Here is a 16,582-nt window from a genome sequence, read left to right on the forward strand (position 1 = left end):
GGGCAGCACTGTGTTGACTGGGATCGTTGACTGGGGTCCTTGGGCGACGCGTGACAAGCGGCCCATGCCATCGCGATTGCGATAAATTTGCAACAAATCTTGCCGCAAACCGTATTTTAACCATATCGGGTTGAAATTTCGCCACCTTCTCCATCTTGGTGGGGGTGAGATTGTGCGGACGGCTTCCCCCCAGCCGGATCCGACGGAGGTTGGAATGACTTTTTCGAAAACCGGTCTGGTGGCCGTATCGCTGGCCGCGCTCGTTGCGAGCGGCTGTTCGACCTCACGTTTCTCGTCGATGGATGACCAGCAGCCCGCGCCGCTGGAGGCCGCGCCCGCCGGCAAGGTGACCGGCAACCAGCTGCCGCCGCCGGCATCGCCCGGCACCACTGACCCGTCGCAATTCCCGACTGCCCCGGCGAACACGCAGGTAGCCTCGCTGCCGCCGGACGGCGCGGCGCCGGCCGGCGCTTCGGACGTGACCGCCGCCAGCGTCGCCGGTGTCTGGAACGTCAGCGTTTCCGGCCAGAGCTGCAAGGTGGCGACGCCGCAGACCAAATTCGGCGCCGGCTTCCGCGCCGGGCCGCTGCATTGCCCGGCCCCGATCGACGGCATCAAGTCGTGGAACGTCGCCGGCAAGCAGCTGACGCTTTATGATGAGAGTGGCGGCGCGCTGGCGCGGCTGTATTCTTCGGGCGGCTCGAAATTCGACGGCCAGACTTCCAACGGCCAGCCGATTTCGCTTACAAGGTAGGCTAGTCCTTCCGAATGCATGTCGCGCAGAAGTGGCCCCGGTTTCGGGACAGCGACATGCATAAAAACAAATGACGTGACCGATGCATCTGCGTGACGGCCTCCAGACCCATGCGACCGTCAGGCAGCGCTACGACCATCTGGTGGAAACCGGCGCGATCGAACGCGATCCGGCGCAGGAGTGGATCGCGGCTGCGCTCGATCGGCTGATCGACGAGATCTCGGCCAAGCGGCTGGCGCACAAGTCGAGCGCGCTGGGCTGGCTGTTTGCCCGCAAGCGCGAGACGCATGAGGCCGTCAAAGGCCTTTACATCCATGGCGGCGTCGGCCGCGGCAAGACCATGCTGATGGACATGTTCTTCGACTTGCTGCCGGTGCGGCGCAAGCGCCGCGTCCACTTCAACGACTTCATGGCCGATGTACAGGACCGTATCCAGAAGCACCGGCAGGCGCGCAAGAATGGCGACGTGAAGGAAGACGATCCGATCCCGCCCGTGGCCAAGGCGCTTGCCGAGCAGGCCTGGGTGCTGTGCTTCGACGAGTTCTCGGTCACCGACATTGCCGACGCGATGATCCTGTCGCGGTTGTTTTCGGCGCTGTTTGCCAGCGGCGTGGTGCTGGTCGCCACCTCGAACGTGGCGCCGGAAGATCTCTATCGCGACGGGCTGAACCGCCAGCTTTTCCTGCCGTTCATCGGCACTCTGGAGCGGCATGCACAGGTGTTGACGCTCGATGCCGACAAGGACTACCGACTGGAAAAGCTAGTCCGCACACCGGTCTATGTCACGCCGGCCGATGCGGCGGCCGCCCAGGTGCTCGACGAGGCCTGGCAAGCCATGACGCGCGGGGCGCCAGAGGCGCATACGTCGCTGGCGCTCAAAGGCCGGCACGTGGTCGTGCCGCGTGCGGCGGGCGATGCGGCGCGGTTCTCCTTTGCCGATCTCTGCGAAAAGCCGCTCGGAGCCCGCGATTTCCTGGCGATTGCCGGACGCTTTTCGACCGTCTTCATCGACCACGTCCCGGTGCTCGGCGATGGCAAGCGCAACGAGGCCAAGCGCTTCATCCTTTTGATCGACACGCTCTACGACCATCATGTGCGGCTGGTGGTGAGTGCCGAAGCGCCGCCGCAGAAGCTTTATGTGGCCAAACGCGGCGTCGAGGTCTTCGAGTTCGAGCGCACGGCATCGCGGCTGATCGAGATGCAAAGCCGCGACTGGCTGGAGGATTGGGCGGAGCGGCATAAGGCGAAGGCGGCGCCAGAAGCGCAGCAGACGCAAGCTTAGGCTCAGAGACGTAGGTTCCCCTCTTGCATCGTTGACGGTTGGCAAAACTGGCGCGACGATCGATCTCCCCCCTCGAGGGGGAGATGGCCGGCAGGCCAGAGGAGGTTGGTTCGACCGGGCGCGGCACAGATGGCGCCAGCGCTTCACGCGCGGCGACCCCCTCTGTCGCCTTTGGCGACATCTCCCTCTCAAGAGGGAGATTTGGTGCCGCATCACAAGGGCGTCATCACCCGAGTATTGCCTTACGATCTTCATCCTCATTGTGTAAATTCCCAGAAGTCGGCTTACAAACTTTGACGTTTACGTAAATCCCAAACACTCTAACCGATTGAAAATGCTGGCCTCGAAATAATCGTTTGAATTTATATCGCACCAAGGCTATTGGGTGCGGCGAAAATTCGCGGTTCCCCCGCAGCATTCCGGCCTCTTCTTCGACGCCGCCATCAAGTCGTTAAGGATTTGAGACGTCGTCACTGACAAAGGGAAAACATCCTCACATGGCACGCAACAAAATAGCGCTCATCGGCTCTGGCATGATCGGCGGCACGCTCGCCCACATGATCGGCCTCAAGGACCTCGGCGACGTGGTGCTGTTCGATATTGCCGAGGGTACCCCGCAGGGCAAGGGGCTCGATATCGCGCAGTCGTCGCCCGTCGATGGCTTCGACTCCAGGCTTACCGGCGTCAACGACTATGCCGGCATCGAGGGTGCCGATGTCTGCATCGTCACCGCCGGCGTGCCGCGCAAGCCCGGCATGAGCCGCGACGACCTTTTGGGCATCAACCTCAAGGTCATGGAACAGGTCGGCGCCGGGCTGAAGAAATACGCGCCGAAGGCCTTCGTTATCTGCATCACCAACCCGCTCGACGCCATGGTCTGGGCGCTGCAGAAGTTTTCCGGCCTGCCCAAGAGCCATGTCGTCGGCATGGCCGGCGTGCTCGACAGCGCGCGCTTCCGCTATTTCCTGGCCGAGGAATTCAAGGTCTCGGTCGAGGATGTCACCGCCTTCGTGCTCGGCGGCCACGGCGATTCCATGGTGCCAATGATCCGCTATTCGACGGTATCAGGCATTCCGCTGCCCGACCTCATCAAGATGGGCTGGACCTCGAAGGAAAAGCTCGACCAGATCGTGCAGCGCACCCGCGACGGCGGCGCCGAGATCGTCGGCCTGCTCAAGACCGGCTCGGCCTATTATGCGCCGGCGGCTTCCGCGATCCAGATGGCCGAAGCCTATCTCAAGGACAAGAAGCGTGTGCTGCCGTGTGCCGCGTATCTCTCCGGCCAGTATGGCGTCAAGAACACCTATGTCGGCGTTCCCGTGGTGATCGGCGCCGGCGGCGTCGAGCGCATCATCGAGATCGACCTCAACAAGGCCGAGCAGAAGATGTTCGACTCCTCGGTGGCGACGGTGCAGGGCCTGACCGAGGCCTGCGTCAAGATCGCGCCGCAGCTGGCCTCGAAGTGAACCGGAGCAAATCCAGATGAACATCCATGAGTATCAGGGCAAGGCGCTGCTGAAGTCTTTCGGCGCGCCAGTGGCCGAAGGTGTGCCGGTGTTCAAGGCGAGCGAGGCGGAAGCCGCGGCCAAGGCGCTGCCGGGTCCGCTCTATGTGGTGAAGAGCCAGATCCATGCCGGCGGCCGCGGCAAGGGCAAATTCACTGAACTCGGCCCCGATGCCAAGGGTGGGGTCAGGCTGTCGAAGTCGGTGGCCGAAGTCGTTGCCAACGCCAACGAGATGCTCGGCAACACGCTGGTGACCAAGCAGACCGGCCCGGCCGGCAAGCAGGTCAACCGCCTCTACATCGAGGATGGCGCCGACATCGAACGCGAGCTCTATCTGTCTATCCTGGTCGACCGCTCGGTCGGCCGCGTTGCCTTCGTCGTTTCGACGGAAGGCGGCATGGACATCGAGGCGGTCGCGCATGATACGCCGGAAAAGATCATCACTGTCGCCATCGACCCGGAAAAAGGCGTCACTGCAACCGATCTAAAGGCGCTCAACGGCGCGTTGAAGCTCGACGGCGACGCGGCACAGGACGGCAACACCCTGTTCCCGATCCTCTACAAGGCCTTTGTCGAGAAGGATATGAGCCTGCTCGAGGTCAACCCGCTGATCGTCATGAAGAACGGCCGGCTGCGCGTGCTCGATGCGAAAGTGTCGTTCGACAACAACGCGCTGTTCCGTCACCCCGACGTGCTCGAACTGCGCGACACCACCGAAGAGGATGAGAAGGAGATCGAGGCGTCGAAATACGACCTCGCCTATGTCGCCCTCGATGGCAATATCGGCTGCATGGTCAACGGCGCCGGGCTTGCCATGGCGACGATGGACATCATCAAGCTCTATGGCGCCGAACCGGCCAACTTCCTCGATGTCGGCGGTGGTGCGTCCAAGGAGAAGGTGACGGCGGCGTTCAAGATCATCACAAGGGATCCGGCGGTCAAGGGCATCCTGATCAACATCTTCGGCGGCATCATGAAGTGCGACATCATTGCCGAGGGCGTCATTGCCGCGGTCAAGGAAGTCGGCCTGGAAGTGCCGCTGGTGGTGCGACTGGAAGGCACCAATGCCGAGCTAGGCAAGAAGATCATCAACGACAGCGGCCTCAACGTGGTGTCGGCCGATGATCTCGACGACGCGGCCAAGAAGATCGTGGCGGCGGTGAAGGGCTGATCTGGTGCCTCCGCACAAGATAAACCTGGTCGAGGCGGCGGATCAAAAGATCAAGAAGGTCTTCGATCCGCACATTGCCGGCGACGTCAACGAGTCTCAGGTCAAGATCGCCAAATTCGGCGACGTCTTCGACTGGCACGCGCATGACAATGAGGACGAAGCCTTCCTCGTGCTGCGCGGCCGTATCGCCATCGATTTTCGCGACGGCACGGTGGAGCTCTCCAGCGGCGAGTTCATCGTCGTGCCGCGCGCCGTCGAGCATCGCCCGCGCTCGCTCAGCGAAGAACCTGTCGTGCTGATGTTCGAGCCGGCGACGACGCTCAACACCGGCAACGCCAAGAGCGACCTCACGGTCGCCGATCTGAAGCGGCTCTGACCGTGACCGCGCAGCCTTCCTCGATCAACAGTTTTTAGAAAAGGGCTCCCATGTCCATCCTCGTCGACAAGAACACCAAGGTGCTGGTGCAGGGCCTGACCGGCAAGACCGGCACGTTCCATACCGAGCAGGCGCTGGCCTATCACGGCACGAAAATGGTCGGCGGCATCCATCCCAAGAAGGGTGGCGAGACCTGGACCGGCTCGAAAGGCGAGAGCCTGCCGATCTTTGCCACCGTCGCCGAGGGCAAGGAAAGGACCGGCGCCAACGCGTCCGTTGTCTATGTGCCGCCGGCGGGTGCCGCCGAAGCGATCCTCGAAGCGATCGAGGCCGAGATCCCGCTGATCATCTGCATCACCGAAGGCATACCGGTGATGGACATGATCAAGGTCAAGGCCAGGCTCGATCGCTCGACCTCGCGGCTGATCGGGCCGAACTGCCCGGGCGTGCTGACGCCCAACGAATGCAAGATCGGCATCATGCCCGGAAACATCTTCCGCAAGGGTTCGGTCGGCGTTGTTTCACGCTCGGGAACACTTACCTATGAGGCAGTGTTCCAGACCACCAATGTCGGCCTCGGCCAGACTACCGCCGTCGGCATTGGCGGCGACCCCGTCAAGGGCACCGAGTTCATCGACGTGCTCGAGATGTTCCTCGCCGACGACGAAACCAAGTCGATCATCATGATCGGCGAGATCGGCGGTTCGGCAGAGGAAGACGCCGCGCAGTTCCTCAAGGACGAAGCCAAGCGTGGCCGCAAGAAGCCGATGGCCGGCTTCATCGCCGGGCGCACGGCGCCGGCCGGCCGCACCATGGGTCATGCGGGCGCGGTCATCTCCGGCGGCAAGGGCGGCGCCGAGGACAAGATCGCTGCGATGGAATCGGCCGGCATCAAGGTATCGCCCTCACCGGCAAGGCTGGGCACGACCTTGGTCGAGGCGATTAAGGGTTAAGGCAGTAAGGGAGTAGGGCAGTATGGCAGTAGGGGAATAGGAAGAACGGGACGAGCGCGGCTGCTTTCCCTACTGCCTTACTCCCCTACTCCCCTACTGCCCTACTCTCCTCCAAAAACAGGAGACGGAGCCAGGCTCCGCGGACAAAAATGGCAAGACAAGATCAGGCCAACGACCAGTTTTCGCTCACCTCTTTCCTCTATGGCGGCAATGCCGATTACATCGACGCGCTCTACGCCGCCTATGAGGACGATCCAGCCTCGGTCAATCCCGAATGGCAGGAGTTCTTCGCCGGGCTGAAGGACGATGCCGGCGATGTGCGCAAGAATGCCAAGGGCGCCTCATGGGCCAAGCCATCCTGGCCGCTGCAGGCCAATGGCGAGCTGGTGTCGGCGCTCGATGGCAATTGGGGCATCGTCGAGAAGCATCTGGAAAAGAAGGTCAAGGGCAAGGCGGTCACCAACGGCATCGTCCTCTCCGACGCCGACGTGCACCAGGCGACGCGCGATTCGGTGCGCGCAATCATGATGATCCGTGCCTATCGCATGCGCGGCCATCTGCACGCCAATCTCGACCCGCTCGGCATCGCCAAGCCGCTCGAGGACTACAACGAGCTGTCGCCGGAAAATTACGGCTTCACCGAAGCCGATTACGACCGGCCGATCTTCCTCGACAATGTCCTCGGGCTCGAATTCGGCAGTATCCGGCAGATGCTGGAAATCCTGACGCGCACCTATTGCTCGACGCTCGGCGTCGAGTTCATGCATATTTCCGATCCCGAGGAAAAGGCCTGGATCCAGGCGCGCATCGAGGGCGCTGACAAGGAGATCACCTTCACCGCCACCGGCAAGAAGGCGATCCTGCAGAAGCTGGTCGAGGCCGAAGGCTTCGAACAGTTCATCGACGTCAAGTACAAGGGCACCAAGCGCTTCGGCCTCGACGGCAGTGAAGCGCTGATCCCGGCGCTGGAGCAGATCGTCAAGCGTGGCGGCCAGCTCGGCATGAAGGAGATCGTGCTCGGCATGGCGCATCGCGGCCGGCTGAACGTGCTCTCCCAGGTGATGGCCAAGCCGCACCGCGCCATCTTCCATGAGTTCAAGGGCGGCTCGGCCGCCCCGGACGAGGTCGAAGGCTCGGGCGACGTCAAGTACCATCTCGGCGCCTCGTCGGACCGCGAGTTCGACGGCAACAAGGTGCATCTGTCGCTGACCGCCAACCCCTCGCATCTGGAAATCGTCGATCCGGTGGTGATGGGCAAGGCGCGCGCCAAGCAGGATTATCTGTTCGGCCGCAGCCGCGAGGAAATCGTGCCGCTGGAAGAGCGCGCCAAGGTGCTGCCACTCTTGCTGCACGGCGATGCCGCCTTTGCTGGCCAGGGCGTGATTGCCGAAATCCTCGGCCTGTCCGGCCTGCGCGGCCACCGCGTCGCCGGCACGCTGCATTTCATCATCAACAACCAGATCGGCTTCACCACCAATCCGCGCTTCTCGCGCTCGTCGCCCTATCCGTCCGACGTCGCCAAGATGATCGAGGCGCCGATCTTCCACGTCAATGGCGACGACCCGGAAGCTGTGGTGCACGCCACCAAGGTGGCGATCGAATTCCGCATGAAGTTCCACAAACCTGTTGTGGTCGACATGTTCTGCTACCGCCGCTTCGGCCACAATGAGGGCGACGAACCGGCCTTCACCCAGCCGATCATGTATCGCAACATCCGCACCCACAAGACGACGGTGCAGATCTATGCCGACCGCCTGATTGCCGAGGGCCACATCACCCAGGCTGAGTTCGACCAGATGAAGGCCGACTGGCGCGCGCATCTGGAATCCGAATGGGAAGTCGGCCAGCACTACAAGCCCAACAAGGCCGACTGGCTCGACGGTGCCTGGTCGGGCCTGCGCACGGCCGACAACCAGGACGAACAGCGGCGAGGCAAGACCGCCGTGCCGGTCAAGACGCTGAAGGAAATCGGCAAGAAGCTGACCGAGGTGCCGAAGGATTTCGAGGCGCACAAGACGATCATCCGCTTCCTCGAGAACCGCCGCCAGGCGATCGAGTCGGGCGAAGGCATCGACTGGTCGACGGCCGAGGCGCTGGCCTTCGGCGCCATCCTGCTCGACGGCAATCCGATCCGCCTGTCGGGGCAGGATTCCGAACGCGGCACCTTCTCGCAGCGCCATTCCGTGCTCTACGACCAGCGCGACGAGACCCGCTACATCCCGCTCAACAATCTGTCTGCCGCTCAAGCGGGCTACGAAGTCATCAACTCGATGCTGTCGGAAGAGGCGGTGCTCGGTTTCGAATATGGCTACAGTCTTGCCGAGCCGAAGGCGCTGACGCTGTGGGAAGCGCAGTTCGGCGACTTCGCCAACGGCGCCCAAGTGGTGTTCGACCAATTCATCTCGTCGGGCGAGCGCAAGTGGCTCAGAATGTCGGGCCTCGTTTGTCTCTTGCCGCATGGCTATGAAGGCCAGGGTCCGGAACATTCCTCGGCCCGGCTCGAACGCTTCCTGCAGCTTTGCGCCGAAGACAACATGCAAGTGGCCAACTGCACGACGCCGGCAAACTACTTCCACATCCTGCGCCGGCAGCTGAAGCGCGACTTCCGCAAGCCGCTGATCCTGATGACGCCGAAGTCGCTGCTGCGCCACAAGCGGGCGGTGTCGACGCTGCCGGAAATTTCGGGCGAAAGCTCGTTCCACCGGCTGCTTTGGGATGACGCCCAGCTGCTCCCCAACCAGGCGATCAAGCTCACCAAGGATTCCAAGATCCGCCGCGTCGTGCTGTGCTCGGGCAAGGTCTATTACGACCTCTATGAGGAGCGCGAGAAGCGCGGCATCAACGACATCTATCTGCTGCGCGTCGAACAGCTCTATCCGTTCCCGGCCAAGGCACTGATCACCGAACTGTCGCGCTTCCGCAATGCCGAGATGGTGTGGTGCCAGGAGGAGCCCAAGAACATGGGCGCCTGGTCGTTCATCGACCCGTATCTGGAATGGGTGCTGGCGCATATCGACGCCAAGCATCAGCGGGTGCGCTACACCGGCCGTCCGGCTGCCGCCTCGCCGGCGACCGGACTGATGTCGAAGCATCTCGCCCAGCTCGCCGCCTTGCTCGAAGACGCGCTCGGCGAATAACAGAACCGAAAGAAAACGGACAGGCACAATGGCTACCGAAATCCGCGTTCCCACTCTCGGCGAATCCGTCACCGAAGCGACCATCGGCAAATGGTTCAAGAAGGTCGGCGATGCCATTGCCGCCGATGAGCCCCTGGTCGAACTCGAGACCGACAAGGTGACGGTGGAAGTGCCCGCCGCCGCCGCCGGCATCCTTTCGGAGATCGCGGTCAAGGAAGGCGAGACGGTCGGCGTCGGCGCTTTGCTTGGGTCGATTTCGGCGGGTGGCGAGGCTCCTGCTACCAAGCCGCAAGCGGTGTCGCAGGCCTCGTCGCCGGATGCGGCATCGACCGGCAAGCAGGCCGCGGCCGAGACCGCCAAGATCGCCGGTGACGCCGGCGCGGTCGAGCCGCGCAGCATGCCGCCGGCGCCGGCCGCAGCCAAGTTGATCGCCGAAAACAACCTCTCGGTCGACCAGCTCTCGGGTTCCGGCAAGCGTGGCCAGGTGCTGAAGGGCGACGTGCTCGACGCCATCTCCAAGGGCGCGCCGTCGCAGCCGGCCGAGACGCCAAAGGCTGCACCGGCACCTGCACCGGTGGCCGTGCGCGCTCCGTCCTCGGGCGACGATGCGTCGCGCGAGGAGCGCGTGCGCATGACCAAACTGCGCCAGACCATTGCGCGCCGCCTCAAGGAAGCGCAGTCGACCGCTGCCATGCTGACCACCTTCAACGAGGTCGACATGTCAGCGGTGATGACGCTGCGCACCAAATACAAGGACGTGTTCGAAAAGAAGCATGGCGTCAAGCTCGGCTTCATGGGCTTCTTCACCAAGGCCGTGACCCATGCGCTGAAAGAAATCCCCTCGGTCAATGCCGAGATCGACGGCACCGACATCATCTTCAAGAACTATGCCCATATCGGCGTCGCCGTCGGCACCGAGAAGGGCCTGGTCGTGCCGGTGGTGCGCGATGCCGACCAGATGTCGATTGCCGAGATCGAGAAGGACATCGGCCGGCTGGGCATCGCCGCACGTGACGGCAAACTGTCGGTGGCGGATATGCAGGGCGGCACGTTTACGATTTCCAACGGCGGCGTCTACGGGTCGCTGATGTCGACGCCGATCCTCAACGCTCCGCAGTCGGGCATTCTCGGCATGCACAAGATCCAGGACCGGCCTGTCGTGGTCGGCGGCCAGATTGTCATCCGGCCGATGATGTATCTGGCGCTCAGCTACGATCACCGCATCGTCGACGGCAAGGAAGCGGTGACCTTCCTGGTTCGCGTCAAGGAAAGCCTGGAGGATCCGGAACGGCTGGTGCTCGATCTCTGAGGTCTGGGTGCTGATCCGGCTGTTGGAATGCGTGCCGGAGGAAGGGATCTGCGCGGCAGAATGACGACCCGTTCCCTTAGCCTTTCCAAGGTGCTTTCGATCGCATCGATCGCTGCCGGCATGATGCTGGCCGCCGCCGGTGCCCATGCTGCCTGCCCGATCGAGCTCGCTGTCTATGGCGACACCCAGAGCGGCAGCGAGATTGATTTCACGCCCACCGGCACCTCGGCGACGGTCACCAACAGCTTTCGGATGATCCTCGACAACAATGTGGTGCTGAACGGCATCGTCATGTGGAACGAGGGTGTGTCGCGGCCGAATGGCGCGCTGATGTACAAATGCCCCGAGGGCGACGTCACCGGCGAGGAGCTTGCCGCCTGTACGCCCTGGCATGGCGTCATCTACACGGCGGATGACAAGGGCAACATCGGACTGCTGCCGGCCGAAGGCGTCGAGGCGCCGAAGACGCTGATCCTGCCGGATCTCGGGCCGTCGCTGCGCCAATCCAGCGCCTATGGCGGCAGCGGGTTTTCGAAAGTGCCGTGGGATGTGTTTGCCTTGAAGGGATGCCAGGAATGAGCGGGACGCAAAAGGTGCTGCTGGTCACCGGCGGCAGCCGCGGCATCGGCGCCGCGATCTGCCGGCTTGGGTCGAAGGCCGGCTATCGCGTGGGGATCAACTACGCTGCGAACCAGGACGCCGCCAATGCGCTGGTCGCCGAGATCAAGACCGGCGGCGGCGAAGCTTTTGCCGTCAAGGGCGATGTCGGCAGCGAGGCCGATGTCGTGGCCATGTTCGAGGCTGTCGACCGCGCCTACGGCCGGCTCGATGCCTTCGTCAACAATGCCGGCATCGTCGACATCAAGGCGCGCGTCGACGAGATGGATGTGGCGCGGCTGGAGCGCATGATGCGCATCAATGTCGTTGGCTCGTTTCTCTGCGCCCGTGAGGCGGTGAAACGCATGTCGACCCGCCACGGTGGCAAGGGCGGATCGATCGTCAACATCTCGTCGGCGGCAGCGACACTGGGCTCGCCAGGCGAATATGTCGACTATGCCGCCTCGAAGGGCGCCATCGACACCTTCACCATTGGGCTCGCCCGCGAGGTGGCGCTTGAGGGTATCCGCGTCAATGCGGTGCGGCCGGGCCTCATCGACACCGAGATCCATGCCTCTGGCGGGCAGCCGGACAGGATAGAGCGGTTCCGCGACATACTGCCGATGAAAAGAGCCGGCACGGCTGATGAAGTCGCGGGCGCGGTTCTCTATCTTCTATCCGACGCCGCGTCCTATACGACGGGCGCGATCCTGAATGTAAGCGGCGGCCGCTGAGCGCTCTCAAGCAGATCGAGCATGATGTTATCCGAAAACCGCGTCACACTTTTCGGCATCATGCTCAAACAGAAGGACAGTATCATGGCTTATGACGTTGTTATCATCGGATCGGGACCGGGCGGTTATGTCTGCGCCATCAAGGCAGCGCAGCTCGGGCTGAAGGTTGCTGTGGTCGAGAAGAACGCGACCTTCGGCGGCACCTGCCTGAACATCGGCTGCATCCCGTCCAAGGCATTGCTCTATGCCTCCGAGATGTTCGCCGAGGCCGGCCATTCCTTCGACACGCTCGGCGTCGAGATATCTGCGCCGAAGCTGAACTTGAAGAAGATGATGGCGCACAAGGACGCGACGGTGTCGTCGAACGTCAACGGCGTCGCCTTCCTGTTCAAGAAGAACAAGATCGACAGCTTTCGCGGCACCGGCAAGGTGATCGCCGCCGGCAAGGTCTCGGTGACCGGCGAGGACGGCAAGATCGAGGAAATCGAGACCAAGAACATCGTCATCGCCACCGGCTCGGATGTCGCCGGCATTCCCGGCGTCAAGGTCGACATAGACGAGAAGGTGATTGTGTCGTCGACCGGTGCATTGTCGCTGGACAAGGTGCCCGGCCATCTGGTGGTGGTCGGCGGCGGTGTCATTGGCCTTGAGCTCGGCTCGGTGTGGGCGCGGCTCGGCGCCAAGGTCACGGTGGTCGAATTCCTCGACACCATCCTCGGCGGCATGGACGGCGAGGTCTCCAAGCAGTTCCAGCGGCTTTTGTCGAAACAGGGTTTCGAGTTCAAGCTCGGCGCCAAGGTCACCGGCGTCGCCAAGGCCAAGAAGGGTGCCATCGTCACCTTCGAGCCGGTCAAGGGCGGCGCCGCCGAGACGATCGAGGCCGATGCCGTGCTGATCGCCACCGGCCGCCGCGCCTATGCCGACAGTCTCGGGCTCAAGGAAGCCGGCGTCGAGGTCGATGAGCGCGGCCGCGTCAAGACCGATGGCCATCTCAGGACCAACGTTCCCGGCATCTATGCGATCGGCGATGTCATCGCCGGGCCGATGCTGGCCCACAAGGCCGAGGACGAGGGTGTGGCGGTGGCGGAAACCATTGCTGGCCAGGCCGGCCATGTGAACTATGACGTCATTCCCAGCGTCGTCTACACCAGCCCGGAAATCGCCTCGGTCGGCAAGACCGAGGAAGAGCTGAAGAAGGCCGGCATCGACTACAAGGTCGGAAAATTCCCGTTCAGCGCCAATGGCCGGGCGCGCGCCATGCTGCACACCGACGGTTTTGTGAAAATCCTCGCCGACAAGACGAGCGACCGCGTGCTCGGCGTGCATATCGTCGGCTTCGGCGCCGGCGAGATGATCCACGAGGCAGCTGTGCTGATGGAATTCGGCGGCTCGTCCGAGGATCTCGCCCGCACCTGCCACGCGCATCCGACGATGTCGGAAGCGGTCAAGGAGGCGGCGCTGGCGACGTTCTTCAAGCCAATCCACATCTAAAGCCAACCAACGCTTCGTCATCCTCGGGTCAAGCCGAGGATGACGAACGTAGCGACATCGCCCAAAACAAAACGGCCCGCTTTCAGCGGGCCGTTCGTATTTGATATCGAGCCGATCAGTTGGCCGGTGCAGGTGCCGGCGCAGGCGCTGGGGCCGGTGCGGGCGCTGGTGCAGGGGCCGGAGCCGGAGCCGGGGCCGGAGCAGGTGCTGGCGCAGGTTCGGCCGGCTTCATCGGTTCTGCCGGTGCGGGCGCGGGGGCCGGTGTGCTGGCCGCCGGCGGCTCGGCTGGTGCCGGATGCTCACCACTTCTTCCGAAAACATAATACGCGACAACCGCCAGAATAACGACGACCAGTGCAATCAGCCAACCACTACCGCCGCCGCCGCTACTTGGCCGTGGAGCGTTGGTGGACGAATTGAACGGGTCGTTTGGATTCGGTGCGTTCGCCATAAAAGTGTCCTCCGTGGATGAAAAATATCAATCAACACCATTCAACGCGCAATCATTGAACTGGTTTCACGCTAGGGTTGGAAAACGCCAAAAACAAGGGCAATCCTGCCTTTCCGCGACCGGAATGGCGTCGTTTCGCCACGCAGCGCGCCAAGTCCGTGCCTGCTATGGTCGATTCAGAGGATTTTGCCGCGATGAATTCCACAGCGCAGATTGTCCCGAACGCCCACGACGCTCTTGCCGGCGCCCAGTTCGCCGACCGCTATCTGCTGGTCACCGAAGGTCTTTCATTGACCGCTCTCGGCGCCGCCGAACGGGCTTTGGGGCAAACGCCGCGCTGGGTCGGCAGGCTCATAGCACTGCGCAATCTTGCCGTCAGGCCATTCCGGCTGAAGACGGGCCTGGAACCTGCCGTGTTGCCGGACGGAAAGATCGGGATATTTCCGCTCCTCAGCCAGCTTCCCGGCAAGGTCGTGCTTGGCCTCGACGATTGGCATCTCGATTTCCGGGTCCTGGTCGAAGTCAGGGATCTCGGCATGGGCCGGCAGGAAGTGGCCGCAACGACGATCGTCAAGACGCATAATTGGCTCGGGCGCACCTATCTCGCGATCATCATGCCGTTTCACCGGATCGTCGTTCCGGCGATGCTGGCCCAGATCCTGTCCAAGTAAAGCTAGAGTCCGACAGGCGTGACGGTATAGCCGGCCTTGCGGAAATCCTCGACCAGGCCTTCGGGACCGGGAAGGTGAAGGGCGCCGACCGCCATGAAGGCATTGCCCCTGGCAAGGATCGGCCCGGCATGCTCGACCATCACCTTGTTGCGGCTGGTGATCATGGTTTCCTCGAACGCCGCATAGCCCGCGGGGTCGTCCTGCCCCTCTGGCATGGCGGCACGAAACAGCGGCCAGAACATGCCGGTGTCGCCGCGCTGGTAGAGCACGATCATGGTTTCGTTGATGTCGTTGACCTTGTCGCCGAGCTTCAGCGTGTCGACGAGGCCCTTCATGTGAAAGGCTAGTGGCAGCGAGGCCATGGCGCGCAGCTGGCTTTCAGCCGTCTCCAATCCTTCCACCGGCTTGCCGGCAGCCTTTGCTCCCTCCGCCAGCTTGACGTCGAGCACCGGTGCGCCGCCGGATTGGCGGGCGAGTTCGCAGGCCGGCAGTGCCATCATGGCCGACAGCATCCACGGCTTCATCTTGGCAACGCTTGCCGGTGGGATACCGCGCGCGTCGAGTGCGGTGTTCATGGCCGCCGCATCGTCCGGCGACAGCAACGATGCCAGCGTCGTGCTATCGGTGAACATCATCAGGTCCGGCTCTTTAAGCATCGCGACCATCATCTTCTGCTTGTCGAGCACGTCGGTGGTTTCGATGACGATGGTGCCGGCGGCGTCATAGGCTTTCTGCGCGTCCGGCGGCAGGGTGGTGACGCGCGGGTCGGTCATGTGCATGGTGCCGAACAGGAAGGACGGCTTTTCGCCCGGCTTTTCCAGCTTCCACAACAAGCCCTTGCCGTTCGGCGTCCCGGCTGCTTCCGTCTCGATCTTGCGGTAGGCCGCCGGATCGTTCTTCTGCAGGGCCGACAGCATGTCTGCGCCGGTGCAGGTCGGGATTTCGGCATGAGCCCTGCCGGCCGCGAACAGCAAGACAGCGAGGAAAGACAGGAAAAACAGGACGTTGAGCGCAACAAGCAGCTTCAGCGATACGGACGCTGCGCGGTCGGCGATGGCAATGACGCGTTTCATGGTCCTTTCTTAGGACCGAAAAGCGGCAAAACGGTTAACCTGCACTGCGAAATTGAAGGCTTCATGCCCTTGGATGGGCTGATTCGTAGATCTCGAGCAGCCTCGCGGTGTCGACGCCGGTGTAGATCTGCGTCGTCGACAGGCTGGCGTGGCCGAGAAGCTCCTGGATGGTGCGCAAATCGCCGCCGCGGCCGAGCAGATGCGTAGCGAAGGAATGGCGCAAGGCATGCGGCGTCGCGGTATCGGGCAGGTTGAGCGCCGAGCGCAGTTTGGCCATGTCGCGCTGGACGATGGCCGGATTGAGCGGGCCGCCGCGCGCACCGCGAAACAATAGGCCTTTCGGGTCGAGGTGATAGGGGCAGAGCCGGCGATATTCAGCAATGGCCCGCAGCGCCACCGGCAGCACCGGCACCAGCCGCGTCTTGCCGCCCTTGCCGGTAACGCGCAGCACGGTGTCGGCCGCCGAAGCTAGATCGGCGCCGGCGAGGCCGAGTGCCTCGGAAATGCGCAGGCCGGAGCCGTAGAGCAGCGTCAGCACGGCGGCGTTGCGGGCAGCGATCCAGGGTTCTTCCGCCAATTGGCCCTCGATGGAAACGATATGCTTGGCATCGCTTGCCGTCAGCGGCTTGGGCAGCGATTTGGGCTGGCGCGGCGCGCGAAGTGCTGCCGCACCCGCTGCATTGGCAAGGCCGCGCCGTTCGAGGAAACGCAGCAGCGAGCGGATGCCGGCCAGGCCGCGGCCGAGCGTGCGGGCACCGGCACCGGCGTTGCGGCGGGCGGCGAGGAAGCCGCGCAGATCGGCCGGGCGCAGATTGGCGATGTCCGAAATGCCGGGCGAGCCGCCGCAATGGCCGGTGAGGAAATGCAGGAACTGGCGCGTGTCGCGCTCATAGGCTTCCACCGTCTCGGGGGACAGCCGACGTTCTCGCGCGAGCATCTTCAGCCAGCTTTCGCGTGCCGCCTGCAGATCGGGTTTGGCCGGGATGAGGAATTCTTGCATGGCGTGCTTTCGACCCTTGTTTCATGCATGCCCGGCCATTTTCCGGCAGCCGGGTTAGGAAGCGGTGAAGAGCGCGTC

15 protein-coding genes are annotated in these 16,582 nt (G+C 63.1%); 13 read left to right on the forward strand and 2 right to left on the reverse strand.

Going from position 1 to position 16,582, the window contains the following annotated elements:
* Window positions 1–214 precede the first annotated feature (214 nt).
* The 13 genes from EN935_RS01020 to EN935_RS01080 all read left to right on the forward strand — a co-directional run bounded on the left by EN935_RS01020 (window position 215) and on the right by EN935_RS01080 (window position 14,431).
* Window positions 215–754, forward strand: coding sequence for a protease inhibitor Inh/omp19 family protein (locus tag EN935_RS01020; RefSeq protein ID WP_109663783.1), 540 nt, complete (start codon window positions 215–217; stop codon window positions 752–754).
* 82 nt (window positions 755–836) lie between these two features.
* Window positions 837–2,036, forward strand: coding sequence for a cell division protein ZapE (gene zapE / locus EN935_RS01025; RefSeq protein ID WP_109663785.1), 1,200 nt, complete (start codon window positions 837–839; stop codon window positions 2,034–2,036).
* Window positions 2,037–2,533: 497 nt separating this feature from the next.
* Window positions 2,534–3,502, forward strand: a complete 969-nt coding sequence (mdh, locus tag EN935_RS01030) for a malate dehydrogenase (protein ID WP_127262257.1) — start codon at window positions 2,534–2,536, stop codon at window positions 3,500–3,502.
* 16 nt (window positions 3,503–3,518) lie between these two features.
* Window positions 3,519–4,712 carry an ADP-forming succinate--CoA ligase subunit beta gene (gene sucC / locus EN935_RS01035; RefSeq protein ID WP_109663789.1) on the forward strand — a complete coding sequence of 398 codons (1,194 nt, stop codon included), beginning with the start codon at window positions 3,519–3,521 and terminating at the stop codon, window positions 4,710–4,712.
* A 4-nt stretch (window positions 4,713–4,716) separates the two neighbouring features.
* Complete coding sequence (locus tag EN935_RS01040) at window positions 4,717–5,088, forward strand: cupin domain-containing protein (RefSeq protein ID WP_057145194.1); 372 nt, start codon at window positions 4,717–4,719, stop codon at window positions 5,086–5,088.
* 50 nt (window positions 5,089–5,138) lie between these two features.
* Window positions 5,139–6,041: a succinate--CoA ligase subunit alpha gene (gene sucD / locus EN935_RS01045; RefSeq protein WP_126066906.1), complete on the forward strand. Its 903-nt coding sequence runs from the start codon at window positions 5,139–5,141 to the stop codon at window positions 6,039–6,041.
* Between the two features lie 149 nt (window positions 6,042–6,190).
* On the forward strand, window positions 6,191–9,178 hold the full coding sequence (locus EN935_RS01050; RefSeq protein WP_127262256.1) for a 2-oxoglutarate dehydrogenase E1 component: 2,988 nt from the start codon (window positions 6,191–6,193) through the stop codon (window positions 9,176–9,178).
* Between the two features lie 28 nt (window positions 9,179–9,206).
* The gene (odhB, locus tag EN935_RS01055; protein ID WP_127262255.1) at window positions 9,207–10,487 is read left to right on the forward strand and encodes a 2-oxoglutarate dehydrogenase complex dihydrolipoyllysine-residue succinyltransferase; all 1,281 of its coding nucleotides are present in this window, start codon (window positions 9,207–9,209) and stop codon (window positions 10,485–10,487) included.
* Window positions 10,488–10,547: 60 nt separating this feature from the next.
* On the forward strand, window positions 10,548–11,066 hold the full coding sequence (locus EN935_RS01060) for a hypothetical protein (protein ID WP_127262254.1): 519 nt from the start codon (window positions 10,548–10,550) through the stop codon (window positions 11,064–11,066).
* Window positions 11,063–11,818 (forward strand): SDR family oxidoreductase, encoded by a 756-nt coding sequence (locus EN935_RS01065; protein ID WP_127262253.1) that lies wholly within the window; start codon window positions 11,063–11,065, stop codon window positions 11,816–11,818. The genes EN935_RS01060 and EN935_RS01065 overlap by 4 nt, the downstream gene beginning before the upstream one ends.
* Before the next feature lie 60 nt (window positions 11,819–11,878).
* Window positions 11,879–13,309 carry a dihydrolipoyl dehydrogenase gene (gene lpdA, locus EN935_RS01070; protein WP_127262259.1) on the forward strand — a complete coding sequence of 477 codons (1,431 nt, stop codon included), beginning with the start codon at window positions 11,879–11,881 and terminating at the stop codon, window positions 13,307–13,309.
* A 39-nt stretch (window positions 13,310–13,348) separates the two neighbouring features.
* The gene (locus tag EN935_RS40605) at window positions 13,349–13,654 is read left to right on the forward strand and encodes a hypothetical protein (RefSeq protein WP_164757513.1); all 306 of its coding nucleotides are present in this window, start codon (window positions 13,349–13,351) and stop codon (window positions 13,652–13,654) included.
* A gap of 300 nt (window positions 13,655–13,954) precedes the next feature.
* The gene (locus tag EN935_RS01080) at window positions 13,955–14,431 is read left to right on the forward strand and encodes a DUF2867 domain-containing protein (protein ID WP_164757515.1); all 477 of its coding nucleotides are present in this window, start codon (window positions 13,955–13,957) and stop codon (window positions 14,429–14,431) included.
* A 2-nt stretch (window positions 14,432–14,433) separates the two neighbouring features.
* On the opposite strand, the gene EN935_RS01085 is transcribed toward EN935_RS01080, so the two are convergent.
* On the reverse strand, window positions 14,434–15,504 hold the full coding sequence (locus EN935_RS01085) for a TraB/GumN family protein (RefSeq protein WP_127262251.1): 1,071 nt from the start codon (window positions 15,502–15,504) through the stop codon (window positions 14,434–14,436).
* Window positions 15,505–15,565: 61 nt separating this feature from the next.
* On the reverse strand, window positions 15,566–16,504 hold the full coding sequence (locus EN935_RS01090) for a tyrosine recombinase XerC (protein ID WP_109663815.1): 939 nt from the start codon (window positions 16,502–16,504) through the stop codon (window positions 15,566–15,568).
* Between the last annotated feature and the right edge of the window lie 78 nt (window positions 16,505–16,582).

This window comes from Mesorhizobium sp. M7D.F.Ca.US.004.03.1.1 (assembly GCF_003998635.1).
Taxonomy (GTDB): Bacteria; Pseudomonadota; Alphaproteobacteria; order Rhizobiales; family Rhizobiaceae; genus Mesorhizobium; species Mesorhizobium loti.